At 44.1% G+C, this 24,984-nt stretch carries 29 protein-coding genes; all 29 read left to right on the top strand.

All coding sequences use genetic code 11. From position 1 onward, the window contains the following. Nucleotides 1-63: 63 nt before the first annotated feature. Entirely contained in the window at nucleotides 64-2,148 is a 2,085-nt protein-coding gene (locus ULO1_RS04590) for a flagellar hook protein FlgE (protein WP_078665289.1), read from the top strand. 61 nt (nucleotides 2,149-2,209) lie between these two features. Beyond that, on the top strand, nucleotides 2,210-2,407 hold the full coding sequence (locus ULO1_RS04585; RefSeq protein WP_078665288.1) for a flagellar FlbD family protein: 198 nt from the start codon (nucleotides 2,210-2,212) through the stop codon (nucleotides 2,405-2,407). Between the two features lie 10 nt (nucleotides 2,408-2,417). Continuing rightward, on the top strand, nucleotides 2,418-3,200 hold the full coding sequence (locus ULO1_RS04580; RefSeq protein WP_078665287.1) for a flagellar motor protein: 783 nt from the start codon (nucleotides 2,418-2,420) through the stop codon (nucleotides 3,198-3,200). 3 nt (nucleotides 3,201-3,203) lie between these two features. Continuing rightward, complete coding sequence (locus ULO1_RS04575; RefSeq protein ID WP_079907437.1) at nucleotides 3,204-4,016, top strand: OmpA family protein; 813 nt, start codon at nucleotides 3,204-3,206, stop codon at nucleotides 4,014-4,016. A gap of 18 nt (nucleotides 4,017-4,034) precedes the next feature. Beyond that, entirely contained in the window at nucleotides 4,035-4,511 is a 477-nt protein-coding gene (gene fliL, locus ULO1_RS04570; RefSeq protein ID WP_078665285.1) for a flagellar basal body-associated protein FliL, read from the top strand. A gap of 18 nt (nucleotides 4,512-4,529) precedes the next feature. Beyond that, nucleotides 4,530-5,564, top strand: a complete 1,035-nt coding sequence (fliM, locus tag ULO1_RS04565) for a flagellar motor switch protein FliM (RefSeq protein ID WP_079933054.1) — start codon at nucleotides 4,530-4,532, stop codon at nucleotides 5,562-5,564. Continuing rightward, entirely contained in the window at nucleotides 5,561-6,724 is a 1,164-nt protein-coding gene (gene fliY / locus ULO1_RS04560; RefSeq protein ID WP_078665283.1) for a flagellar motor switch phosphatase FliY, read from the top strand. Before fliM ends, fliY begins: the two co-directional genes overlap by 4 nt. 21 nt (nucleotides 6,725-6,745) lie before the next feature. Then, nucleotides 6,746-7,108 (top strand): response regulator, encoded by a 363-nt coding sequence (locus tag ULO1_RS04555; RefSeq protein ID WP_078665282.1) that lies wholly within the window; start codon nucleotides 6,746-6,748, stop codon nucleotides 7,106-7,108. A gap of 24 nt (nucleotides 7,109-7,132) precedes the next feature. Then, nucleotides 7,133-7,672 (top strand): flagellar biosynthetic protein FliO, encoded by a 540-nt coding sequence (locus ULO1_RS04550; protein ID WP_079933053.1) that lies wholly within the window; start codon nucleotides 7,133-7,135, stop codon nucleotides 7,670-7,672. A 1-nt stretch (nucleotide 7,673) separates the two neighbouring features. Then, nucleotides 7,674-8,390 (top strand): flagellar type III secretion system pore protein FliP, encoded by a 717-nt coding sequence (gene fliP / locus ULO1_RS04545; protein ID WP_079933052.1) that lies wholly within the window; start codon nucleotides 7,674-7,676, stop codon nucleotides 8,388-8,390. An 11-nt stretch (nucleotides 8,391-8,401) separates the two neighbouring features. Then, nucleotides 8,402-8,671 carry a flagellar biosynthesis protein FliQ gene (fliQ, locus tag ULO1_RS04540; protein WP_078665279.1) on the top strand — a complete coding sequence of 90 codons (270 nt, stop codon included), beginning with the start codon at nucleotides 8,402-8,404 and terminating at the stop codon, nucleotides 8,669-8,671. 13 nt (nucleotides 8,672-8,684) lie between these two features. Next, nucleotides 8,685-9,458 carry a flagellar biosynthetic protein FliR gene (fliR, locus tag ULO1_RS04535; RefSeq protein ID WP_079933051.1) on the top strand — a complete coding sequence of 258 codons (774 nt, stop codon included), beginning with the start codon at nucleotides 8,685-8,687 and terminating at the stop codon, nucleotides 9,456-9,458. Between the two features lie 11 nt (nucleotides 9,459-9,469). Then, nucleotides 9,470-10,558 (top strand): flagellar biosynthesis protein FlhB, encoded by a 1,089-nt coding sequence (flhB, locus tag ULO1_RS04530; RefSeq protein ID WP_079933050.1) that lies wholly within the window; start codon nucleotides 9,470-9,472, stop codon nucleotides 10,556-10,558. Between the two features lie 18 nt (nucleotides 10,559-10,576). Continuing rightward, nucleotides 10,577-12,640, top strand: coding sequence for a flagellar biosynthesis protein FlhA (flhA, locus tag ULO1_RS04525; protein ID WP_078665276.1), 2,064 nt, complete (start codon nucleotides 10,577-10,579; stop codon nucleotides 12,638-12,640). A 1-nt stretch (nucleotide 12,641) separates the two neighbouring features. Then, nucleotides 12,642-13,742 carry a flagellar biosynthesis protein FlhF gene (flhF, locus tag ULO1_RS04520; RefSeq protein ID WP_079933049.1) on the top strand — a complete coding sequence of 367 codons (1,101 nt, stop codon included), beginning with the start codon at nucleotides 12,642-12,644 and terminating at the stop codon, nucleotides 13,740-13,742. 3 nt (nucleotides 13,743-13,745) lie between these two features. Next, nucleotides 13,746-14,642, top strand: a complete 897-nt coding sequence (locus ULO1_RS04515) for a MinD/ParA family protein (RefSeq protein WP_078665274.1) — start codon at nucleotides 13,746-13,748, stop codon at nucleotides 14,640-14,642. A 13-nt stretch (nucleotides 14,643-14,655) separates the two neighbouring features. Further along, nucleotides 14,656-15,300: a flagellar brake protein gene (locus ULO1_RS04510; protein WP_078665273.1), complete on the top strand. Its 645-nt coding sequence runs from the start codon at nucleotides 14,656-14,658 to the stop codon at nucleotides 15,298-15,300. 11 nt (nucleotides 15,301-15,311) lie between these two features. Then, nucleotides 15,312-16,346, top strand: a complete 1,035-nt coding sequence (locus tag ULO1_RS04505) for a chemotaxis response regulator protein-glutamate methylesterase (RefSeq protein ID WP_079933048.1) — start codon at nucleotides 15,312-15,314, stop codon at nucleotides 16,344-16,346. A 19-nt stretch (nucleotides 16,347-16,365) separates the two neighbouring features. After that, a complete protein-coding gene (locus ULO1_RS04500; RefSeq protein WP_078665271.1) occupies nucleotides 16,366-18,387 on the top strand; it encodes a chemotaxis protein CheA in 2,022 nt (673 codons plus the stop codon). A 5-nt stretch (nucleotides 18,388-18,392) separates the two neighbouring features. Continuing rightward, nucleotides 18,393-18,815, top strand: coding sequence for a chemotaxis protein CheW (locus tag ULO1_RS04495; RefSeq protein ID WP_159071882.1), 423 nt, complete (start codon nucleotides 18,393-18,395; stop codon nucleotides 18,813-18,815). Continuing rightward, nucleotides 18,794-19,405 carry a chemotaxis protein CheC gene (locus tag ULO1_RS04490; protein ID WP_078665269.1) on the top strand — a complete coding sequence of 204 codons (612 nt, stop codon included), beginning with the start codon at nucleotides 18,794-18,796 and terminating at the stop codon, nucleotides 19,403-19,405. The genes ULO1_RS04495 and ULO1_RS04490 overlap by 22 nt, the downstream gene beginning before the upstream one ends. Before the next feature lie 6 nt (nucleotides 19,406-19,411). Further along, on the top strand, nucleotides 19,412-19,894 hold the full coding sequence (locus ULO1_RS04485; RefSeq protein WP_079933047.1) for a chemotaxis protein CheD: 483 nt from the start codon (nucleotides 19,412-19,414) through the stop codon (nucleotides 19,892-19,894). Between the two features lie 12 nt (nucleotides 19,895-19,906). After that, the gene (locus tag ULO1_RS04480) at nucleotides 19,907-20,698 is read left to right on the top strand and encodes a FliA/WhiG family RNA polymerase sigma factor (protein WP_078665267.1); all 792 of its coding nucleotides are present in this window, start codon (nucleotides 19,907-19,909) and stop codon (nucleotides 20,696-20,698) included. 17 nt (nucleotides 20,699-20,715) lie between these two features. Continuing rightward, nucleotides 20,716-22,119 (top strand): DUF342 domain-containing protein, encoded by a 1,404-nt coding sequence (locus tag ULO1_RS04475; protein ID WP_079933046.1) that lies wholly within the window; start codon nucleotides 20,716-20,718, stop codon nucleotides 22,117-22,119. A gap of 10 nt (nucleotides 22,120-22,129) precedes the next feature. Then, nucleotides 22,130-22,396 carry a hypothetical protein gene (locus ULO1_RS04470; RefSeq protein ID WP_078665265.1) on the top strand — a complete coding sequence of 89 codons (267 nt, stop codon included), beginning with the start codon at nucleotides 22,130-22,132 and terminating at the stop codon, nucleotides 22,394-22,396. A gap of 13 nt (nucleotides 22,397-22,409) precedes the next feature. Further along, nucleotides 22,410-22,856, top strand: coding sequence for a DUF6115 domain-containing protein (locus tag ULO1_RS04465; RefSeq protein ID WP_143311824.1), 447 nt, complete (start codon nucleotides 22,410-22,412; stop codon nucleotides 22,854-22,856). After that, on the top strand, nucleotides 22,856-23,311 hold the full coding sequence (locus tag ULO1_RS04460) for an endolytic transglycosylase MltG (RefSeq protein WP_078665263.1): 456 nt from the start codon (nucleotides 22,856-22,858) through the stop codon (nucleotides 23,309-23,311). Before ULO1_RS04465 ends, ULO1_RS04460 begins: the two co-directional genes overlap by 1 nt. Before the next feature lie 143 nt (nucleotides 23,312-23,454). Further along, nucleotides 23,455-24,153 carry a 30S ribosomal protein S2 gene (rpsB, locus tag ULO1_RS04455; RefSeq protein ID WP_078665262.1) on the top strand — a complete coding sequence of 233 codons (699 nt, stop codon included), beginning with the start codon at nucleotides 23,455-23,457 and terminating at the stop codon, nucleotides 24,151-24,153. A 13-nt stretch (nucleotides 24,154-24,166) separates the two neighbouring features. Beyond that, entirely contained in the window at nucleotides 24,167-24,871 is a 705-nt protein-coding gene (gene tsf, locus ULO1_RS04450) for a translation elongation factor Ts (RefSeq protein ID WP_278308208.1), read from the top strand. Nucleotides 24,872-24,984 lie beyond the last annotated feature (113 nt).

The following is a 24,984-nucleotide window of genomic DNA, read 5'->3' as shown; positions in this document are numbered from 1 at the left end:
GTGAGGAGGCCCAGGTGCCGTGGACTGACTGAAGCGGTACAAAAAGAGGAGGTTTGATTGCGTATGATGCGTTCATTATTCTCTGGTGTGTCGGGTTTGAGAAATCATCAAACCAAAATGGATGTGATCGGTAATAATATTGCTAATATAAATACGGTTGGGTTTAAAAGAGGACGGGTTAATTTTCAGGAAATGCTGGTACAAACCATTCGAGGTGCCTCTGCTCCTCAAGGGGGGCGCGGTGGCGTCAATGCTCAACAGGTAGGTCTGGGTGTCCAGGTGGCCAGCATTGATTATGTTCAGACCCAGGGTAACCTGCAGTCTACTGGCAAGACCACTGACCTGGCCCTGCAGGGGGATGGTTTCTTTATCCTTTCTGATGGTGCGGATCAACTCTATACCAGAACCGGGATTTTTGACCTGGACCAGGATGGCAATCTGATTTTTGCCTCCAACGGGATGAAGGTAATGGGTTGGACCACAGTTGATGCCTATGGCAAGATAGTCACTAATACCAGCTTAACTAATATCACTATTCCCATCGGTCAGTCCATGAAACCTCAGGCAACCGAAGCAGTGACCTATGCCAACAACCTGGATGCCAGTGCCAAACTTGGGACTGTTCATCAGACACAGGTAGAGGTTTATGATTCTGTTGGCAATGCCCATACTATAGTGACAAACTTCGAAAAATTATCTGTTGATGCTGATGGAAATACCACCTGGGGTTATACAGTTAGCTTAGGTAATAACGATGCGATAATTCAAACTTTTATCGGTCAATTTGACACCTATGATTCGTTATTACCTGGAGGCCCTGGAGATCCTATTCCTACACCAACCACGAAGCTGGAAACGCAATATCAGGTATTAAACCTGGCCCAGAGAGCAGCTTTTCTGGCAAACCCTAATGTTACCATAGATGGCAAGCCGATTACTAAGGACTTAAAATTCTCTGATCTGGTTCAGGATACTGGTAATCCAGCCTTTTCCATTCGTGACCAGGTATCGTATCTCACGGGGGGCGCGGCTAATTTTGATTCATTGGATGTAGCCCAAAAGCTATTTATTTTAGAAGCAGCTTATGCGGCAGTGGAGGCAAATAAACAGGTAGCTGCTGGCAACCCCAAATTTTCCGGAGACTATAGTTTGAATGTAACTGCACCGTATACTGGAGCGGGCACCGTATTTGGCAATAATTATTATATTGATAATTTAGGTGTTCCTTATCCGCTTACCGTAACAGATCCCGCTGCCAATACTGATCCTTCAGTAGCTGAAACTATAACAATAAAAATTTATTCGGATAGTGATCCTACTGGTTTTACAATAACTTTAACAGAAACAGGTCCTGATACAGGTATTTTCCAAAGTGATTTTAATTTTACCAATGGCGCATCTAATGCCGCAACCAGAAGTATCAAGGTTAAGGATGGAGACACGATAACTATCGAATATGGCGGTAGTACTGTAGATACCGCTAGATGGTACACGACAACATATAGTCCTGAATATGTTGATGATTTGTTAAAGGTACAAACTAGCCTGGGAATCGATAAACTTAATCCCAGATATGGCTATATTATTTTCGATCAGAGCGGTCAGTTAAAAGCTGATGAAACCCGACTGGCAAACTTGATTATCGATCCGAAAAATATAAATTTGACCAGAGCTTATAGTTTTTCCCCTTCCGGGGCTAAGACAGTAAATATTATTCCTGATTTCAAGTCCCTTACTCAGTACACTTCGCCTTTTACAGCCAGTGCTGTTAACCAGAACGGGAACCCGGCGGGTACTTTGCAGAGCTTTACCATCGACAAGAATGGGACAGTTACCGGTATATTCTCTAACGGTTTTACCAAAGATCTGGCAGTAATTGCTATTGCTAATTTCAATAATCCGGGCGGGTTGATGAAAATGGGCGAAAACCTTTTCAAACGTTCCAACAACTCCGGTTTGGCCCAGATTGGCCCGGCTGGCACAGGTGGACGGGGTTCTATTACCCCCGGGGCGCTGGAAATGTCCAATGTGGATTTGAGCCAGGAATTCACTGATATGATTGTGACCCAGAGGGGGTTCCAGGCCAATTCACGGATTATAACTACTTCTGATGAAATGTTACAGGAACTGGTTAATCTAAAGAGGTAGTTTAAATTGATAATCCAAGCAGCCGCTCTCGGCTGCTTGGATTAATTAGAAGGTGACATAAATGATAAAGGTCACGCGTTTAAATGGAAAAGAGTTTGTTGTCAATTGCGAGCAAATAGAGTTTATAGAACAAACCCCAGATACGGTGATATCCCTTGTTAGTGGCAAAAAAGTTGTTGTGCAGGAAAGTGTAGATGAAATTATTGGAAAAGTAATTCACTATAAACGCCAGATTGGTATGTTCCCGGTAGAGAAGTGAGGTGTAAATAGTGGACTTAGCGACAATCATTGGTCTGGTTTTAGCGATTGCTTCGCTGTTGATCAGTGTTATTTTAGAAGGTGGGGAACTACATTCATTAATCAACGAATCAGCGGCTTTACTGGTCTTTGGCGGCACCATAGGGGCTACCCTGATCTGTTATTCCCTTGAAGATATAAAAGAAATCGGAAAGGTATTAAAAATAGCTTTTACTACTCAAAAAACTGACCCGATCAGTGTTATTGAAAACCTGGTCAGTTTTGCTGAAAGAGCCAGAAGAGAAGGTTTACTTGCTTTAGAAAATGAGACAAGTAGCATGGACGATGATTTTTTACGTAAAGGAATACAATTAATCGTTGACGGTACAGACCCGGAACTTGTTAGAAATATTTTGGAAACAGAATTGGCCTTTTTAGAACAAAGACATCATCGCAGCGCAAGTATCTTTGAAACTGCCGGTGGTTTTGCACCGACGATGGGGATTATTGGGACTGTTATGGGGCTGGTTCACGTTTTGGGGAACTTATCGGATGTAGCCGGGCTAGGTCCGGCTATTGCCACCGCTTTTATAGCAACATTTTATGGGGTGTCTTCAGCAAACGTCATCTTTTTGCCGCTGGCAAACAAACTAAAAGGTAAAAGTAGCACTGAACAACTTATCAGAGAAATAATGATAGAGGGAATACTTTCCATTCAGGCAGGTGAAAACCCCAGGATTGTAAAAGAAAAGCTAATGGCATTTTTATCTCCCAAAATTAGGTCTCAGCTCCCTGTTGAAGGAGGGGAGAAATAATATATGGCACGCAAACAAAAATCTGACAGTTCGGGCGGTGGAGGGGGGCATGGTGGCAGCGGCGAGCTTCGCTGGTTGCTAACATATGCCGATTTGATTACCTTATTACTAGCCTTTTTTGTTATTATGTATTCCATGTCGCAGACTGATGCCAAAAAATATCAAGCATTGGCGCATTCTTTATCAATTGCATTTAATAGTTCAAGTGGCGGTAGTAGCGTTGTTCTTGACCAAGGGGGAGCTTCGACAGTTCAGGTACCAGCACCTGAAGAACAAAGTAGCAGTGATTTGGAATTGTTAAAAAAGAAAAAACAGGAAATGGAAATCAGAAAAAAAGAAAATGAGGAGTTTCAAAAAATAAAAGAACAAATAGAGAAATATGCTGCTAAATTAGGATTTAAAAATAAAGTGATTATGAATATCGAGGAACGGGGCTTGGTTATAAGCCTGGCAGATTCTGTTATGTTTGACACAGGTAAAGCCAATTTAACACCAATGGCAATAAAGGTTCTGGATCAGATGGCCGGATTACTTAAACAACTAAATAATCCGATTAGAATTGAGGGACATACTGATAACGTACCAATTAAAAATAGTAAATATCCAAGTAACTGGCAATTATCAACGGATCGTGCTACTACGGTACTAATTTATTTGATTGAAAAACATGGATTGTCCCCCCAAAAATTATCTGCTGCAGGATATGGTGAATACAAGCCAATAGTACCTAATACATCAGAAGAAAATCGCAGCAGAAATAGAAGGGTTGATATAGTCATTCTTCATTCTTCTGAATCAGAAAAAGAACCTAAATGATAAATGGGGGTGTAAAGGTTGGCTTCAGAGACCAACAAGGAAACCAAAAGCAACAAAATCTATTTTACCATTGGGATTGCAATAATTATTATCGTTGTAGCGGTAGTAGGAACCAATTATTTTTTAATTAAAAGTCTATTGCCGAGTTTGACCAAGCAACCAGCAGCTACTGAAAGCAAATCATCAGAAATAGGACCGATTATTGAAGCTGGAGAATTTATAGTTAATTTAAATGATCCCGAAGCTTCACCCTATTTAAAAACCAAAGTTACTATAGAATTAACTAATGCAAAAAATGAGGCAACAGCTAAAGCGAGGGAAGCGATTATTCGCAATGATATTATTAATATTTTAAGAAGTAAAACACTGGAAGATGTTACCCAGTCAGATTCCATGGTCAATTTAGCCAAGGAAATTACCAAGACGCTCAATGAAAAAACTCTCCCAGGTATGGTGAAAAATGTATATTTCTCGGATTTTGTTGTACAAAAATAAAGCTTGGGAGCTGGTAGTGTGAGTGAAATACTTTCACAAGCAGAAATTGATGCTTTGCTAGCTGCATTAACACAAGAAGAAAAAAAAGATGGTAAAGAACCTTTAGCAAGTATTTCCCATAATGAACAGGATAGTTTATTATATGGATCGAATAAAAAATCAACTGTAAAAGTTTATGATTTCCGTCGCCCTTCAAAATTCTCAAAGGAACAATTGCATACAATCCAGGCAATTCATGAGAATTTTTGTAGATTAGCTGGAACTTATTTGTCAGCGTATTTACGTATAGCGACCCAGCTAACTGTTGTGTCAGTTGAACAAATTACTTATGAAGAAGTAATAAACTCATTACAAAATCCTTCTATAGTTAGTGTCCTTTCCTCCAAACCGTTAAACGGTAACGTTTTACTCGATATAAATCCTGCTATCGGTTTTGTAATGCTGGATAGGTTATTGGGTGGCCCTGGAGAAAGCGTAGAAAAAGCTCGTAATTTAACAGATATCGAACAAGTTGTTTTACAAAAATTAATAACATCGTTGCTTGGCTATTATTCAGAAGCATGGAGTAATGTCTTTAAAATTGACTTCACTTTAGAGAGTCAGGAAAGTAATCCACAGTTTGTTCAGATAGTTTCACCAAGTGAAATGGTTGTACTGATTGGGATTGAGGCAAGAATTGGGCAACAAACGGGTATGCTTTCGATATGTATTCCCTATTTAACATTAGAACCAATCATAGGAAGATTAAATGCGCATATTTGGTATGGTACAAGCAGGAAAGAAACAGATGTCGAATATTTACAGAAATTGAAAAACAAACTGCAAAAAATCAATGTTAATATTTCTGTGCGATTGGGAGAAGGGACGATTTCGATAAAAGAACTACTTGAAGTGGAAGTTGGGGATATTATTAAGCTTGATACAAAAAGCGATGAACTAGTACGTTTATATATAGGGCAGACGCCTAAATTTTTAGGATTGCCTGGAACTATAGGAAGCCGTTTGGGGGTTCGAATAGTGCGAGTTATTGAAGAAGGAGAAGATAGCCTATGAATAACGGCGTATTATCACAGGAAGAAATCGATGCTCTCCTCCGTTCTGCTACTCTTCAGGACGATAGTTCTCAGCAAGAGGCGACCGCCGGACATGATAACCTGGATTATTTACTAAGTGATATAGAAAAAGACACTCTGGGTGAGCTGGGAAATATGGCGATGGGAGCGGCTGCCACAGCACTTTCTACATTGCTCAATACCAGGGTCGAGATTACAGCTCCACAGGTTGAAATAATTACCTATCAAATGCTAGAAAACCGCTATCCTATGCCCTTCGTTCTGGTAGAAGTAGACTATACTTCAGGACTGCATGGAACTAATCTTTTTGTTATTCAGAATCAGGATGCCTTGATCATAGCTGATCTTATGATGGGTAATGATGGTTCTAATCCCCCTCAGGAGCTGGATGAATTTTACCTATCTACGGTCGCCGAAGCGATGAACCAGATGATGGGTTCAGCAGCAACAGCCATGTCCCAGATTCTGGCCGGACGGGTTGAGATTGGTCCACCGCGAACCCGTACCATCAATCTGGCCAGTGAAAAACTGGTAACTGGCCAGGATGAACAAGCGCCTGTGATTTTAATAACATTCTCCATGCAAATTGGAAATTTGGTTAACAGCCATCTACTTCAGCTGATTCCCCTCGATTTGGGAAGGAAGCTGGTAGAACAAATGCTGAGTGATATCAACAAAGGGGAGATGCTATCTGTTCCAGAAACACCTGCCTATATACCGGAACCAGAGCTGGCGCCGGTTATCCAGCAACCCATACAGGACCAGGTAAGCAGAGGGGGAAATGGAGGGGTTCAGTCAATGGCAGGTGAAACGAAAAAAGTCACAGTGCAACCCGTTGAATTCGCTCCCCTGGATAAAGGCGGAGCCAAAGCGGAAATGCCGCAAAACCTGGATTTAATCATGGATGTTCCCCTGCAGATAACAGTGGAACTGGGTAAATCACGGAAAACCATTAAAGAAATTTTAACATTAGGACCGGGGTCAGTGGTGGAACTGGATAAGCTAGCTGGTGAGCCTGTGGATGTACTGGTTAATGGAAAACTGGTGGCCAAAGGTGAGGTAGTAGTTATTGATGAAAACTTTGGCGTCAGGATCACAGATATTGTCAGCCCGATGGAACGATTTGGCAAGTTAACGTAATATTAAGCTGGGGGGAAGATGATGAGCGCCAAAATTCTGGTAGTGGATGATGCTGCCTTTATGCGGATGATGATTAAGGACATTTTGACCAAGGCGGGCTATAATGTAGTGGCTGAAGCGGAAAATGGCCGCAAAGCAGTAGAACTTTATCAACTATTGAAACCAGATCTGGTAACCATGGATATAACCATGCCGGATATGGATGGATTAACAGCTTTGAAAGAGATCAGGAAAATCGATCCAAAAGCGAGAATTATTATTTGCAGTGCCATGGGGCAACAACCGATGGTAATTGATGCCATTCAGGCCGGAGCCCGGGATTTTGTTGTTAAACCTTTCCAGCCTGAACGGGTAATTGAGGCTGTAAAAAAAGCATTACTTTAAAGAAAAAACAAAGGGGGTTTCGGGGTGAAAAAACAACTATTTAGCATTATTTTTGCAGCCTTGCTAATCTTGCCGGGACAACTGGCTGGTGCGGCCCCGACCTCTTTCCAGGATCAACCTTTGCCACCCGCCCTTGGTGAGGAAACAGTTAAGACAGCGGCTCAGACCGAGCTGCCCAGTATAGGTGCATATCTCTTAAAAGTAGTCATCACTCTGGGCCTGCTTGGCGCAGCGGTTTACTGGGTAAAAAATCGCTATTACCGGGTAAACCCACCTGGCCAGCTGGATAGTCAGGTATTAAGGGTAGTCGACAAACTCGATTTATCCGTAAGCAATTCCTTAATAATCGTCGAGGTTGGCAGTCGCTTTTACTTGCTGGGAACAGGTTCTGGTGGTGTGAATTTGCTGACGGAAATAACTGACCAGGAACTGATTGAGGAGCTGGTGGAGGCTAAGGGAAATTCACCCCAGCAGCTGGACAGACAGCTGGTTGATTTTACCAGTCAGTTACAAAAGCAGATCGAAAAAATTCGCAATCTGGCCGGGAAAGGGGGCGACCAGTAAAATGTCTTTGCTAATGACCCCTCTGCTGGCTGTTTCCGGGACCATTATACCAGGGATTAAATTAGGAGTAGAGACAACCGGTCAAAATGGTGATTTAAGCTCCAGTTTACAAATTCTTCTGGTATTAACTATCCTGTCTCTGGCGCCGGCGCTGCTAATCCTGATGACCTCATTTACCAGAATCGTAGTGGTTTTGGGTTTTTTGCGCCAGGCCCTGGCTACTCAGCAAATGCCACCGAACCAGGTGATCATAGGTTTAGCTCTCTTTTTGACATTTTTCACTATGGCACCTACCTTTAATCAGGTTAATAAAAATGCTTTACAACCTTATTTTGCAGGAAAAATTACCCAGCAGGAAGCTTTAACTAAGGCAATAGATCCTATACGCGAATTTATGCTGAAGCAAACCCGGGAAAAAGACCTGGCCTTATTTATCCGCTTGCATAAACTGGAGAAACCCAGGACTTATCGAGATATACCCACTTATGTAATTATTCCTGCTTTTGTTATTAGTGAATTAAAAACAGCTTTTGAAATGGGTTTTCTCCTTTTTATCCCATTTATTGTGATTGATATGATTGTAGCTTCCGCCTTAATGTCCATGGGGATGATGATGTTACCTCCAATGATGATTTCACTACCTTTCAAGTTATTGCTGTTTGTACTGGTAGATGGCTGGGATCTGGTTGTGCAGTCATTAATTTTGAGTTTTAGATAGGGTGAAAAACTATGACCCAGGACTTTATTATTTATCTGGGAAAAGAAGCAATATTTACTATTGTTTTGGTTTCCGCGCCGGTGTTGCTGGGCAGCTTACTGGTGGGTTTGCTGGTTAGTATCTTTCAGGCAACCACCCAAATTCAAGAGGCTACCCTGGCTTTTGTACCCAAGATCCTGGCAGTCCTGGCAGTGCTGCTGATTTTTGGCCCCTGGATGATGAATGTTTTATTGAGTTTTGCCGGTAATCTACTGGGGAATTTGCATAAATTTATCGGTTAACAGGGGTTGAGCTATGCAAGAATTACTATTAATAGAACAAAAATTGCCAGTTTTTCTTCTGGCTTTTTTCCGTGTTGGTGGACTGATGGTAATCGCACCGGTTTTCAGTGCTCGTGTACTTCCCCAACAACTGAGAATAGCTATTGCTCTTATTCTAGCTGCTTTAGTTACCATCAGCCTGCCACCTCAGCAGCTACCTGCCTTTACTAATATTTACGGGTTTGTCTGGTTAGCTCTCAATGAATTCACTTTTGGTCTGGCGCTGGGATTTGTGATCTATCTGGTTTTTGCGGCCATCAGTCTGGCAGGAGAGATGATAGACCTGCAAATCGGTTTATCCATGGCCACCCTGGTGGATCCAACTTTTGGACAGGCCATGCCATTGATTGGCAATTTTAAGAACATGCTGGCAGTACTGATTTTTTTGTTAACTGACAGTCATCATTTACTGGTCATGACACTGATCAAGAGTTTTACCTTGTTAAAACCTGGCCAGCCCTGGCTGGAGATGGGGGTTAGTACCCTGGTTTTTAACTGGTTTCCTTTTACAGTAATTACCGGGTTACAAATTGCTTTGCCGGTAGTGGGTGTTCTACTAGTAGTTGATATAGCGCTGGGGATTCTAGCTCGCACTGTACCTCAAATGAATATTTTTGTTGTGGGCTTACCATTGAAAATCTTTATTGGCTTGATTTTTTTGATGCTAAGTCTGCCTCTCTATGTAAAGATTTTAAATCAGGTTTTCTGGCAGGGGTTTGATTTGCTGGCCACATTCATGCATGGATAAGGGGGACGGACATGCTGGAACTAAAATTACAGCAATTACAGCTTTTTGCCGGTGAAAAAACCGAAGAGGCCACCCCTAAACGCCGGCAAGAAGCGCGCAGAAAAGGTCAGGTTCCCCGGAGCCCTGAAGTTGGTTCAGCCTTCGTATTGCTAAGTGCCTTTACTATTTTGTATTTGACCAGTAATTTTGCCTACCAGACTATGGGAGAATTTATTCGAAATATCTACGGTGTGCAGTTAAAAGAGCATTTACTAACAACCAACACTATTCCAGTTCTCCTCTGGCAGGGGATTCTCGTTGGAGCCAAGATCCTCATACCGCTTTTGCTGGGGGCAATCATCGCCGGTGTAGCGGTTAATCTGATTCAAACGGGTTTTCTGTTAACTACTGAAGGGTTAACGATGAAGTGGGAGCGCATAGATCCCGTTGAAGGTTTTAAACGGATTTTCAGCAAGAGAACCCTGGTGGAATTAATTAAATCTCTGTTTAAGGTAACTATTGTTGCTCTTGTTGCCTATGGGATCATTAAAAATCAGATTATGTTTTTTCCCGGTCTGCAAACCGTTGAATTAAATACTGGTCTCGCTTTTATCGGCCATATGATTATTAAGATTGGGCTATACACATCAGGGATGCTGGTAGTGCTGGCATTATTTGATTATGCTTATCAGCGCTGGGAATTTAATAAATCTTTGCGCATGAGTAAGGAAGAGATTAAAGAAGAATACAAACAAACGGAAGGTAACCCGCAAATTAAAGCTAAAATTAAGGAAAGAATGAGAGCTCTGGCTCAAAGAAGAATGATGCAAGAAGTTCCCAGGGCAGATGTGGTTATAACTAACCCGACTCACTTTGCGGTGGCTATCAAATACCAGGCTGGTATAATGCCTGCTCCTGTGGTAGTAGCCAAGGGTGCAGATTTGCTAGCAAAACGAATAAAAGAAATTGCCCGGGAACACGGGGTTGTTACCGTTGAAAACAAGCCACTGGCACAAGCTTTATATAAAAGTGTTGAGATCGGTGAGTTTATCCCGCCAGAACTATTTCAAGCTGTGGCTGAAGTGCTGGCCTATGTTTACAAGCTAAAAGGGAAAATATAGCCCGAAGGAGGTGGCGTTGTGGCAACACCACAAACAGCGGCTTCGAGAGGCTTTCGCAATAGCGATATAGTGGTAGCAGGAGCAGTAATCATGATGATTTTGTTGATGGTTATTCCTCTGCCGCCGCGGCTTCTGGACGTATTGCTAACCATTAATATCAGCTTGTCTTTAGTAATTTTGCTGGTGACAATGTATATTAAAGATGCCCTGGAGTTTTCCGCTTTTCCCACTTTGTTGCTGGTTATGACTCTCTACCGGCTTTCTTTGAATGTATCTTCTACTCGCTTGATTCTGGGGAACCGGGGGGAAGCGGGGGAGATAATCAGAACCTTTGGTGAGTTTGTTATTGGAGGTAATGCGGTAGTTGGTTTTATTATTTTCTTAATCCTGGTGGTAATTCAGTTTCTGGTCATTACCAAAGGGGCAGAGCGGGTATCGGAAGTTGCTGCTCGCTTTACTTTGGATGCGATGCCCGGTAAGCAAATGAGTATTGATGCTGATTTAAACGCTGGTTTAATCAATGACCAGGAAGCGAAAGAGCGCAGGAAAAATATTCAGCGGGAAGCTGATTTCTACGGGGCTATGGATGGTGCTTCCAAGTTCGTAAAAGGAGATGCTATCGCCTCTCTGGTTATTACTGCAATCAATGTCATCGGTGGGTTTATAATCGGGCTCGTTCAAAATGGAGCCAGCGATATTACCCAGGTCCTGAGGACTTATACGGTGCTTTCGGTTGGTGATGGTCTGGTTACTCAAATTCCTGCATTGCTGATTTCAGTGGCCACAGGTATCACAGTAACACGGGCTGCTTCGGAATCCAGTCTGGGACAGGAACTGGTCGGACAAATGTTTAATAGTCCACGGGCCCTGGCTTTAGCTGCGGCTGCCTTGCTGCTGCTGGCTTTGCTGGGCATGCCTCCTTTGCCGATGATATTGCTGGCCTCTATCCTGGGGGGACTGGCCTGGCAAATAAACCGGGCTGCAAAGACCAGTGAGGAGACGGTAGAAGAGGAAGTAGTTAAAGAAGCGGAAGAAGCCCGCAAGCCGGAAAATGTGCTTTCCCTGTTACAGGTGGATTTGATGGAACTGGAGCTGGGCTACAGTTTGATTCCACTGGTAGACAGCTCACAGGGTGGGGATTTGCTGGACCGGGTAGTAATGATTCGCCGTCAGTGTGCCCTGGAGCTGGGAATTGTCTTGCCTCCCATTCGGATGCGGGACAATATGCAGCTTAGACCTAACAGCTATGTTATAAAAATCAAAGGAGTAGAAGTTGCTTCCGGTACATTGATGGTCGACCACTATCTGGCAATGAATGCTGGTCTGGCGGAGGATGATATAGCAGGAATAGACACGGTTGAACCGGCTTTTGGCTTACCGGCCAAGTGGATTCCTGCTCATCTGAAAGAAGAAGCGGAACTAAAAGGTTATACTGTTGTAGACCCATCCTCGGTACTGGCAACTCATTTGACGGAAATCATCAAGTCTCATGCCCATGAGATTCTGGGCCGGCAGGATGTGAAAAAACTGCTGGATAATGTGAAAGAAACCAATCCGGCGGTGGTTGAGGAACTGGTGCCTGACCTGTTGAATCTGGGTGAAATCCAGAAGGTTCTGGCTAACCTGTTAAGGGAGAAAATCTCCATTCGCGATCTGGTTACCATTCTGGAAACCCTGGCAGACCAGGCCCGGGCCACCAAAGACATTGATGTGCTGACTGAATATGTTCGTCAAGCTTTATCAAGACAGATTACCAGACAGTTCGCACGAGACGGACAAATAGCTGTCCTGACCCTGGCCCCGGAGCTGGAACAGCAATTGAGAGAAAATCTACAGCAGACAGAACATGGTTCCTATATCGCTTTAGATCCGATGTCGGCTCAGAAATTCTACACCAGTTTACAGAATGCTGTTAATCAGCAATGGCAGCGGGGGATTCAGCCTGTGTTGCTTTGCCCGCCCTTATTGCGAATTTATATCCGCAGAATCGTGGAACGGGTATTACCGGATTTACCCATCCTTTCCTACAATGAACTGGAAGGGAATGTACAAATTCAAGCGGTTGGGACGGTGACCATCTGAAATGAAAGTAAAACGCTTTGTGGCACCTACAGTTAATGAGGCGATGCTGAAAGTCAGAAATGATATGGGGCGAGATGCTGTGATCATCCATACCCGCAAATTTCGTGAGGGTGGATTTTTCGGGCTCTTTGGCCGCCAGATGGTAGAGGTTACCGCTGCGGTTGAAGAAAAAATTTCCTCTCCTCCAGTACCGTCACAGCCTGTTGAGATCCAGGACAAACAAATAAATGTCGAATTGAAGCAGGAAATTCATGAACTGAAAGAGAAAATTGACCGTATGGCAGAAATAGTGGATGAAAAGAAAATCCCAGCCGAGTTGTCAGAAGAAGGGAAAAAATACTGGGCCCTGCTTCAGGACAAGGAAGTTGAAGAAAACATATTAAGAAAGATTTTTAAACAGCTTAGAGCAAGTGAGGAAGAGAGTCAAACAGAAGAGGAGAAGATACTGCATGTCCTGGAGAAATATTTTAAAAAAGGTAAACCTATTACTGTAAAAAAGAATAAAAACAAAGAAAGACCGCTGGTTGTCTCTTTCATTGGGCCAACAGGGGTTGGTAAAACTACCACGATTGCTAAAATTGCTGCTAACTTTGCTATCAAGCAAAATTTTGCAGTAGCGTTACTGACTTCAGATACTTATCGGGTCGCAGCAGTTGAGCAACTAAAAACCTATGGAGATATTATGGGGCTGCCTGTGGAAGTAGTTTATTCGCCTAAGGACATGAAAGAGGCCATCGAAAAACATCAGGATAAAGATTTACTGCTAATCGATACGGCCGGGCGCAGTCACCGCAACAAAGATAAAATGGTGGAACTCAAAAGCTTTATTGCTGCGGCCCAGCCAGATGAAACCTATTTGGTTCTGAGTGCACCGACAAAACGAAAAGATATGCTGGAGATTGTTGAAAATTACCGGGATATAGAGTTTGACAAAATTATTCTTACCAAAATTGATGAAACTTCTTCTTTTGGCGGTATTCTCTCAGTTCTGCAAAAAACCAGGAAGCCTTTAGTCTATGTTACAACGGGACAAGAAGTACCAGATGATATCAGTGAAGCTGACCCGACCTGGTTAGCTGGTAAACTGATAAAGGAGAGATAAGCCATGGCTGATCAGGCAGAAAAACTACGGCAACTGGCTTTGAATTTAAAGAAACAGGCTGAGGCTGAGCTGAGAGAAAAAGATCCGCGCTTTAACCGAACCAGGGTTATTGCTGTAACGTCAGGGAAAGGCGGGGTCGGTAAAACCAATTTTACCATTAACCTGGCCCTTACTTTAACAAAATTAGGTAAAAAGGTACTGGTTTTCGATGCTGATTTGGGGTTGGCCAATGTGGATGTAGTCCTGGGTGTAACTCCTAAATATACCCTTTATAATCTCATTAAAGATGAGATGAATATTAGAGATATAATTACAACTGGCCCGGGGGGACTGGGGATCATTGCAGGAGGGTCGGGAATTCAGGAACTGGCTAATATTTCCCGCAAAAAACTAAATACTTTTATCAAGAGCCTGCAGGAATTAGAGGGTATGGCAGACATACTCCTTATCGATACCGGGGCCGGTCTGAACCGGAATGTGCTGGCTTTTGTACAGGCGGCAGATGAAGTAATTGTGGTCTGCACACCGGAGCCGACCAGTATTACTGATGCTTATGGTTTAATAAAGGCTTTGCATAGCAAGAAGCCGGATGCCCGCATCAGCCTGGTGGTCAACCGGGTCGAAAACATGGAGGAAGGCAAAAATACAGCCAATAAACTAACCATGGTTTCACAGCGTTTCTTGAAATTGAATTTGGAGCAACTGGGTTTTATCTGGGATGATCTCCATGTATCCAAGGCGGTAAAATATCAGGAACCTTTTGTTTTAAAATACCCCAATTGCTTGGCCAGTACCTGTATGAAAGGAATTGCCGATAAATTATTAACGGGGCAGGATACCCAAAAACCGCCAGGTGGAGTTAAATCATTTTTTAACAAAATTATTGGTTTCTTCAGTTGAGGGAGGGATTTGAGTGGCGGTAGTACCGCAGCTGTCGGTAAACCAGAATGTGGAAATAGAATTGCTGGAAGAAAATCTTTCCGGGGTTTACCGCAGCCGAGTAGAAGAGATTGCACCTGACAGAATCATCCTCGCTTTGCCCTTTAGTAAAGGAGTACCTGTTCCCGTAAGAGTAGGAAGCCAAATTCTGGTGCGGTATTTTGACCAGTCGGCAATATACAGCTTTAAATCTGAAGTAATTTCCCGGGCCACAGCTCCCCAAGCGATATTATCCATTAGCATTCCAGAATCAGTAAATCGGGTACAGAGACGCAACTACGTCCGCCTGGATGACAGCGTTCCCCTGACCTTTTATAAACTGCAAGAAGATGATATAACCGGAACTGATACTGTAACCAAAGATATTTCCGGTGGCGGCGTGCGCATCGAAATCCCGCAACCCCTGGAACTGGGGACCGAACTGGAACTCCATTTAAAACTGCCAAAGGATAAAATCATCGCCGTAGGCAAGGTAGTACGCTGCCTGCCCCTGGAAAAACCCAAAAAAGGTTACAATATCGGTATACAGTTTACTATTATTGAAGAACGGGACAGGGATAAAATCATAAAATACATTTTCGATCGGCAACGGGAGCTGAGAAAGAAGGGATTGTTATAGGGGGTTTGGCTATGGAACCATTAAAAGTTTTAGTTGTTGATGATTCAGCATTTATGCGCCAGTACATCACCAGGATCTTAGAAAGCAGCGGTAAAATCAAAGTAGTCGGATATGCCAAAAATGGTCAGGAAGCCATAGAAAAGGTCCAGGAACTAAAACCCCAGGTGATGACTCTGGACGTGGAAATGCCGGTCATGAACGGCCTGGAAGCTTTAAAAATAATTATGGAACAATTCCCACTCCCAGTGGTTATGCTCAGTTCTCTGACGACAGAAGGGGCAGAAGCTACCATTAAAGCTCTGGAACTGGGAGCGGTGGATTTTGTAGCCAAACCTTCAGGACAAATTAGTTTTGATCTGGATAAAGTCCAGGAGGAACTAATCATTAAAGTAAGCAATGCTGCTCTGGCCAAATTGAAAAAAACGAGCAGCAGCCTCTCGCTTCTTCCTCAGACAGGGGCAAAGCTCACTGCTTTTCAGCGTGTTTCCAAGCTGGTTGCAATCGGTACATCCACAGGAGGGCCCAGGGCCTTACAGGAAGTGGTGACCCAGTTTCCCCGCAATTTACCGGCGGCTATCCTGATTGTACAGCATATGCCCAGAGGATTTACCAAATCGCTGGCAGAGAGACTGGACAGCATTTCTCATTTAGTAGTCAAGGAAGCGGAAGATGGAGAGGAAATCAAAAACGGGGTCGTTTATATCGCACCTGGAGACTATCATATGGAAGTTCGTCAAAATCAGGGCAGTTACTTTATCAGTCTAAACCAGTCACCACCGGTTTCCGGACATCGACCATCAGTAGATGTAATGATGAAATCAGTAGCCCGCTTAAATCTGCCCAAAATCGGGGTGATTATGACCGGTATGGGTGGGGATGGCTCTGATGGAATGGTGGAAATCAAAAAGTCCGGGGGTAAAACTATCGCCCAGGATGAAAGTTCATGTGTGGTTTTTGGTATGCCAAAAGTAGCAATCCAAAAAGGTGGCGTTGATGTAGTTGTGCCTTTGAATAAAATTGCCCTGGAGATAATGAAATGGCTATAGCCCAGGGGAGGGGAGAATTGTGGATCTGTCCCAGTATCTAACCATATTTTTTGAGGAAGCACGGGAGCATTTGCAAAAAATCAGTGAGTGTTTGCTGGAGCTGGAAAAAGACCCGTGTAACCTGGAAACCATCAATGAGCTCTTTCGCAGTGCCCATACTTTGAAAGGAATGTCGGCAACGATGGGTTTTACCCAGATGGCCGAACTTACCCATGAAATGGAAAGTTTCTTGCAACCCTACCGGGGAACCCAGCAATGTATCAGTTCCAATGGGATTGACCTTTTGCTGAAAGTAGCTGATACGCTGGAAATTATGCTGGAGGAAGTCGCCAGCCAGGGCAGTATTCAAACATCGCCGCAGGATATTATCAATCAGCTTAGGAATCATCAACCTGAGGCCGCTGAATCAGTTACTACCAAAAAAAATGAAGAGTCTAAACCGACAACTTCCCCCGCACCTGCTATGGTACTCAATGAGTATGAAGTAAGAGTGGTACAGGATGCCAGTAGCCAGGGGTTAAATGTCTGGAAAATCAAAGTAATTCTACGGGAAGATTGTTTAATGAAAGTGCCCCGGGTATTGATGGTTTATCGCAATTTGGAGCAGCTGGGGGAAATTATTAAAACCGTACCTGACACATCGGAAATTGAAGAAGACAATTTTGACCGGATAGTGGAATTTCTGTTAATAAGCTCCGAATCAGCCAGTGCAGTAGAAACAGCTATGCAATCTGTCTCTGAACTGGAAAGCTATCACATCGAAGCCTTTCAGCTTCAGGCCAGACCGGTACAGGAAACAAAAACAGAAAAACCGGCAGTATCATCAGGGCAGGAAACGATAAAACCAGCGGTAGAATCTGATAAGAAACCGTCAGGACAGTTGAAAGCTCAAACCCTCAGGGTGGATATTCAGAAACTGGATATATTGATGAACCTGGTGGGAGAACTGGTAATAAATAAAACCCGCTTATTCGCCATCGCCAGGAAAAATGGACTGAAAGAACTTAACGAGACTATCGAACAAATGGATTTTATTTTCTCCGAATTACAAAACCTGGTAATGAAAGTTCGCATGGTACCAGTTGAGACGGTGTTCAATCGTTTTCCTCGCATGGTTAGGGATCTGGCCAGAGAACTGGGAAAAGAGATCGATTTTCAGGTTTATGGAGCTGATACAGAGCTGGATCGCACGGTGATAGATGAAATTGGGGAGCCACTGGTGCATCTACTGCGAAATGCCATTGACCACGGTATTGAATCCCCTGCTGAGCGGCTGGCAAAAGGAAAACCAGCTGCCGGAACCATCAGTCTTTCGGCTTTTCATGAAGGGAATCATGTGGTCATTGAAATTAAGGATGATGGCAAAGGGATTGATACTGAGAAAGTAGTACAAAAGGCTTTGCAGAACGGTCTTATCAATAGCGTTGAAGCGGAACAAATGAGTGAAGAGGAAAAACTGGCTTTGATTTTCCGACCGGGATTGAGTACAGCAGAAAAAGTGACCGATATTTCTGGCCGTGGTGTGGGAATGGATGCAGTGAAGAAAAAAATTGAATCCCTCAATGGGCGGATTATGCTGAATTCTCGTTTGCATCAGGGCACCACTGTGCACATTATTTTGCCTTTAACTTTAGCGATTTTGCAGAGCTTACTTATCAAGATCGGTCAGGAGACCTATGCAGTACCGATCGGCTATATCGAAGAAACAGCGGCAATTTTACAAAGGGATATTCTGGAACTACAGGGGGCTTATTATATAAAACTAAGGGAAGTACTGGTTCCTGTGTACATTTTAAAAGAATTGCTGGAACACCCCTGGGAGATACCAGAGCCGGAAACAGAATTGCCTGTGGTTATTGTCAGAACAGGGAGACAGAGGATAGGGTTGATCGTGGACGAACTGCTGGGACAGCAGGAAATCGTCATCAAGTCCCTGGGCCCACTTTTGACAGGGATTTCAGGCATTGCAGGTGCTACCATTTTAGCCAATGGTGAAGTTGCCTTGATCCTGGATGTCCCATCCCTATTGACGGGGAGGTAAAGGCAGTGGAGGTTCAAATTGTTGTATTTCGTTTACAAAACAAATGGTATGGTCTTTATATCAACAGAGTGAAGGAAATTTTTCCGCTCGTTAAAATTACCAGGGTGCCGCGGACACCCTCCTATATTCTCGGGGTGATAAACCTGCGGGGAACAGTAGTACCAGTCCTTTCTTTGCACCGGTTGTTTGGCTTGCCGGAACCGTTAATCACTGAAGAAAGCCGAATTATAATTTTGACTGAACAGGAGGGTATGTTTGGGGTACTGGCTGATGAAATTAGCAGTGTAACCAAGGTAGGAGAAGATCAGATTCAAACTGATATCTACGAAAAATATATTGACGCTTTTGTTAAATTGCCAGATCGGGTAGTGATGGTATTGAAACGGCAATTTAAGGAGGAATTGGGGTGGGGGAATTCAAAAAATTGAGTGAAGCGCAGCTGGATGTAATCAGGGAAGTTTGCAATATTGGTGCTGGTAATGGTGCCACTGCTCTGGCCACCATGCTGGGTCAGAGAGTAGAGATGTCAGTGCCGGAGATAAATATTGTTTCTTATCAGGAGATTCTGGAAGCATCGCCTATTTGCCAGGAAACTGTTTATGGTATTTACCAGAAGATTAAGGGGCAAGCTCCAGGAGAAGTTTTATGGCTCTTGCCGCAATCCATGGCCCAGCAGCTGGTGGAAATGCTGTTACAGCGCTCTGTAACTGAGACGGGGAGTTTTAATCAGTTTGAGTTATCGGCCCTGGCTGAAGTCGGAAATATCGTAACAGGAGGTTTTCTAGCGGCCATTACTGGCTTTACTGGTATCAGATTTTATCCTTCGATACCGGGGGTGGCCCTGGATTATGGCTGCAATATCCTTTCTAGTGTTGCTGCGGAACTAGGGCATGTTTCCAATGAGGTACTGATAATAGAGACCATATTCAAGCTAAATCACAAGGAAATGATCGGGCACTTTTTCCTCTTGCCTGAGCCTGATTCCCTTAGAGTTATAGTTACGGCGCTGGGAGTGTAAGTTGAGATGGAGATTATAAAAGTTGGGATGGCTGATTTAAAGATAGGACAGGCTCCTGCCCGGTTATTGACTTCTGGTCTGGGTTCCTGTGTAGGCATATGTCTCTGGGATTTTCTCAGCAAAAAAGGCGGCATGGCCCATATTATGCTGCCAGATAGCACTAAAGCCAGGGTAGTGGGAAATCCCGCGAAATTTGCTGATACAGCCGTACCGGCACTAATCCAGTTGCTGGAAAACCATGGGGCTTGCCGCCGTCGGTTAAAAGCTAAGATTGCAGGCGGGGCCCAGATGTTTTCCTTTGGTGGTGAACATGAAATCATGAAAGTGGGACAGAGAAATGTGGAAGCGGTAAAAACAGCCCTTGCTGCCTGGGATATTCCTTTGCTGGCGGAGGACACTGGAGGAAATATCGGGCGAACCATTGAATTTGACCTGGAAACAGGGCTTGTGCATATTCGTACTATGGCAGCTAAAAACTATCATATCTAAAGAGGTGAGCCCATGTTGGCCATTAAATTGAGCGGGCAAAAGGATGAACAGCTCTGGGCAGAATATAAAGAAAAAAAAGGACCAGAGTTGAAGGAGGCCCTCATTAAACGTTATGCTCATCTCGTTAAATATGTGGCGGGCAGGCTTATTTCAGGCTTGCCATCCAGTATCACTTATGATGAATTATTAAGTTTTGGTACCTTTGGTTTACTGGAAGCCATCGAACGGTTTGAGCCTGAGCGAGGCATCAAATTTGAAACTTATGCGGTAGCCCGCATCAAAGGGGCGATAATCGATGGCTTGCGCCAGCTGGATTGGATGCCAGCTTCAGTAAGAGCCAGAGTAAAGAAATTAGAACAGGGAATTTGGGAGTTAGAACAGCGTTTGGGTAGGTCGGCTACGGATGAAGAAATTTGCCAGGCTTTAGGTTTGTCAGAGGAGCAATATCAGCAGCTGCTGGTACAGAGCTCCCAGGGGGTTATTTTTTCCCTTGATGAATTGATTCCTGGGGAAGAAGAAAATACTGCCGGATTCCATGAATTGATCGCCGACAAAAGTCAACCAACCCTTGAGGAACAGGTTCAGCTTCAAGCAGTCAAGCAAATTCTTGCCGACGCTATTGCCAAACTGCCAGAAAAGGAGAAACTAGTTGTAGCCCTGTATTATTATAATGGTTTGACCTTAAAGGAGATAGGACAAGTAATTGGAGTTAGTGAATCCCGGGTTTCACAGCTGCATACCAAAGCAATTTTCCGGTTACGGGGCCGGCTCAGTCGACAGAAGCAAAAGATTTTTGCGGAATAACCGGGGGAGGGGCTGTCATGGATCAGCAGAAAGAAAAGAAAATCGTTTTAAGTCTCGAAACCAGTGCGGATAACATGACAGCCTTTTTACAGCTGCTTGCAGCAGCAGAAGAAAGTGACCAGAAACTGGAACAATTGGTCTGGAAAGCTATCAATGAACGGAAGATTAAATATGGTTTGATTGAGGAAAATATTAAAACCGCTATTGTAAAACGGAATGGAGAAAAAATTCTACTAGCCCGGGGCCGGGAACCTGTAGCTGGAATAGATGCTTGTATTAAATATCATTTTGAAATTAATGGGCTCCCTCTAACTCCCAAAGCCCGTCAGGACGGGTCGGTCGACTATTATAACCTGGAACTGATTCAACAGGTTAAAGCCGGGGATGTGCTGGCCGAGCGGGTTCCTCCTGTACCTGGCCAGGATGGAATGGACATATATGGTCGGGTGATTCCTGCTAAAAAGGCAAAAGATGTGGTCTTGAAAGCAGGAAAAGGAACGCGCCTTTTGCAGGAGGAAAATATAATTGTTGCAGAAAAAAACGGACATGTGGCCTTGATTAATGGCAAAGTAACCGTATCTGATATATATGAGGTGCGGGGTAATGTGGATTTTTCCACCGGAAACATTGATTTTGATGGCACCATCCGTATCACCGGTGATGTGCTTGGCGGATTTCAGGTCAAAGCTACCGCTGATGTGGAAGTAGGTGGTGCTGTCTTAGGAGGCAGTATCCAGGCCGGGGGACATTTGCGGGTACGTAATGGCATTATTGGCAAAAAAGGCGCTCAGATATCCTGTCAGGGTAACCTGTTTGCAGCCTATGTTGAAAACGCATTCATTGAATGTGGCGGGAATGTGCAAATCGGGAAAGGGATTATGCACAGCCAGGTAATTGCGGAAGGTTCGGTCATAGTGGAAGGCAGCAAAGCTCTGATTGCCGGCGGGGAAGTCCGGGCTGGACGGGACATCCGGGCCAAAACTGTGGGAGCACCGATGGGGACTCATACTTTGCTGGAAGCTGGAGTAAGCCCGAAACTGAAACTTAGATATTTAGCGACTGTATCCGGGCTGACAGCAGTTCAACAAAGTTTGACCAAAGCAAAGCAAATCATTGACCTTCTGCAGCGAATGAAGGAAAAGGCCGGTGAGCTTCCTGATGAAAAGAAGGCATTGTTAATTAAGGTAAAACGATCAGTAATTAATCTGGAAGCTGAATTAAAAAATTTGATAGTCGAGGAGCAGGAGCTATTAACTTTATTGCAAACCTCAATTGAAGGCAAAATAATGATAGAAAAAATTGTCCATCCCGGAACCCGGATCGTCATTGGTGACCAGACCCTGATTATCGATGAACCCGTGCAATACGTGTCTTTTCAGCTGAATCAGGAAGGTGAAATCGAAATGCGGCCTTTGCGTTAGGGGGAGAGCGATGAGTATTAAGCCTGTTGATATGCAAAATACTTTCATTAAAGTTCAGGAAGTAAGCAAAATCCAGCAAACTGAGCTGGCTGCTCGCCAGCAGGCTAATCAGGAATTCAGCGCTCAACTGGATAAACAGACCCGAAATGTGAAACAAAAGATTCAAGCCAGCAGCAAAACGCTGGGCAGTCGTGTACGAAAAAAAACGGAAAAAGACAAAGAAAAGCAGGAAGAACGGGAAGAAGGGAAAAAGGAACATCTGGATATTCTGGTATAGGAGACGATTTGCGGTGACATTAGAATGGTGGATGTTGTTAGCAGGTATACTGGCTCTGGGCTGGAGTTTCTGGCTGGAAAAAAGGGAAAATCTGAAACGTCAGGACGAACTATTAACGATATTGACCAGGGTTGAACAGGCAAAAGCAGATGTAGCCTTGTTATTGACAGAAGTGGAAGAAGCGGCAGAAAAACTGGTTAACAGGCTGGAAAAAACAGTGGTATCGGATGGAGACCCACAGGTTATGAAAAAGCCTAAAACTAAGGACAAAGTTAAAGAAAACCGGGAAAAAGATAAGGAGCCGCAGAAGAAAATGGATTCCCGGTTTAAAAATAAAGATGAAATCATAGCCTTATGGCAATCAGGGCTATCGATAGATGAAATTGCGGCCCGTCTGGGAATAGGCAAAGGGGAAGCCCAGCTGATTATAGATTTATTTGGCAAGGAGGCAGGGCGATAATGGGTAGGCAAGCCTTTTGGCGCGGTTTGGGCATAGGCCTGGTACTGGGCGGTTTAGCCCTGTTTTTTGCAAAAAGCAACCTGCAGTTATCAGAAGCAGAACTAATCAGCCGGGCCCGCTCTCTGGGTATGATTACTCGACAGGAGGCGGCGGAAAAGGTAGCCCAGGAACTGGCCAACGCCAGGAAAGAATGGGAAAAACAAGCCCAGCAACGTTTGCCGGTCCAGCCTGCCCAGCAACCATCAGCAGAACGCATGGTTCTAGTGGTTTTGCCCAAAGGGGTTACTTCAGAAAAAATAGCGGATATTCTGCTGGCAGAAGGATTAATCCAGGATAAAAAAGCTTTTCTGATGGAAGTGGATAAGGCGGGACTGGCCCGGAAGTTTAAAGCGGGAACTTATCAGATAAAACAAAACACATCGGTTGCTGACATTCTTAAAACCCTGACCCACTGAACCCTTGCCAATTAAATCAAGTTATGTTAAAATAGCAATTGGTGTGTAAAATACACACGTCTCCGGATTCGCTGCCGAGTGCCTGGAGACAGGTGGGCAGCGAAGAAGATGGGGGCGGAGGTAAAACTAATGGAGGTGTAAATATGTCAGTCGTTTCCATGAAACAATTACTGGAAGCCGGTGTTCACTTCGGACACCAAACCCGGCGGTGGAACCCCAAAATGCGGGAATATATCTTCACTGACCGGAACGGAATTTACATTATCGATTTGCAAAAAACTGTTAAGAAAGTAGAGGAAGCCTACAATTTCCTGCGCAGTGTAGCTGAAGAAGGCAAGACTGTGCTGTTTGTAGGAACCAAGAAACAAGCGCAGGAAGCTGTGAAAGAGGAAGCTGTCCGCTGTGGTCAGTTCTATGTAAATCAGCGTTGGTTGGGTGGTATGCTGACCAACTTCACCACCATTCGGAAAAGAATTGAACGGCTGCATGAGCTGGAGAGAATGGAACAGGATGGTACCTTTGCCGTACTGCCCAAGAAAGAGGTGGCCGAACTGTTAAAAGAAAAAGCCAGACTGGAAAAATTCTTGGGCGGCATTAAGGATATGAAGGAACTGCCCGGTGCCTTGTTCGTGGTCGACCCGCGGAAAGAAAAAATTGCTGTTGCTGAAGCGCGGCGACTGGGTATACCGGTGGTCGCTATTGTGGATACTAACTGTGATCCAGATGAGGTAGACTACGTTATTCCCGGTAATGATGATGCCATCAGGGCGGTAAAGCTGTTAACCAGCAAAATGGCAGATGCTATTCTGGAAGGTTTGCAAGGACAGCAAATGACCGAGTAGTAAAGTCGGGTGGGTGGCCGGAAACTCGGGCCCACCCTTTTTATTACAAAAATTTAAGGAGGTTATCGTGATGATATCTGCACAGGCAGTTAAAGAACTAAGAGAAAGAACCGGTGCCGGGATGATGGACTGCAAAAAGGCATTGCAGGAAACCAATGGTGATATGGAAAAGGCTGTTGAATATCTGCGGGAAAAGGGGCTGGCTGCAGCAGCCAAAAAAGCTGGCCGGATTGCAGCTGAAGGGATCGTTACATCGTACATACATGCTGGCGGCCGTGTAGGTGTCCTGGTGGAAATTAACTGTGAGACTGACTTCGTGGCCAAAACCGAGGAATTCCAGCAGTTGGGCAAGGATATTGCTATGCAAATTGCTGCTTCCAAGCCTCAGTATGTCCGGCGGGAAGAAGTGCCTGCTGATGTAATTGAAAAAGAAAAGCAGATTCTGCGGGCTCAAGCTCTTAATGAAGGCAAACCCGAAAATATCGTCGAAAAAATGGTGGAAGGAAGAATTGAAAAGTTCTACAAAGAAGTATGCTTGCTGGAGCAGCCTTTTGTTAAAAATCCGGACATCACCATAGAACAACTTATCAAGGAAAAAATTGCCAAAATCGGTGAAAATATTAATGTCAGACGGTTTGTTCGTTACGAAATGGGTGAAGGTCTGGAGAAACGGCAGGATGATTTTGCTGCCGAAGTTATGAAGGAGCTGCAGCGGTAGTTGGTAATAAAAGAGAACACATTTTTGTGTTCTCTTTTTTGTAAAAATATTTCTGAAAACAAAAGGAAATCGGCCACCGTTGTAGAATTGATTATACAAATACAGGAGGTTGG

The organism is Carboxydocella sp. ULO1 (assembly GCF_002049255.1).
In the GTDB taxonomy this organism is placed as follows: Bacteria; Bacillota.
The sequence above is the reverse complement of the archived record's forward strand: the minus strand, read 5'-3'. Positions and strand labels throughout refer to the sequence as shown.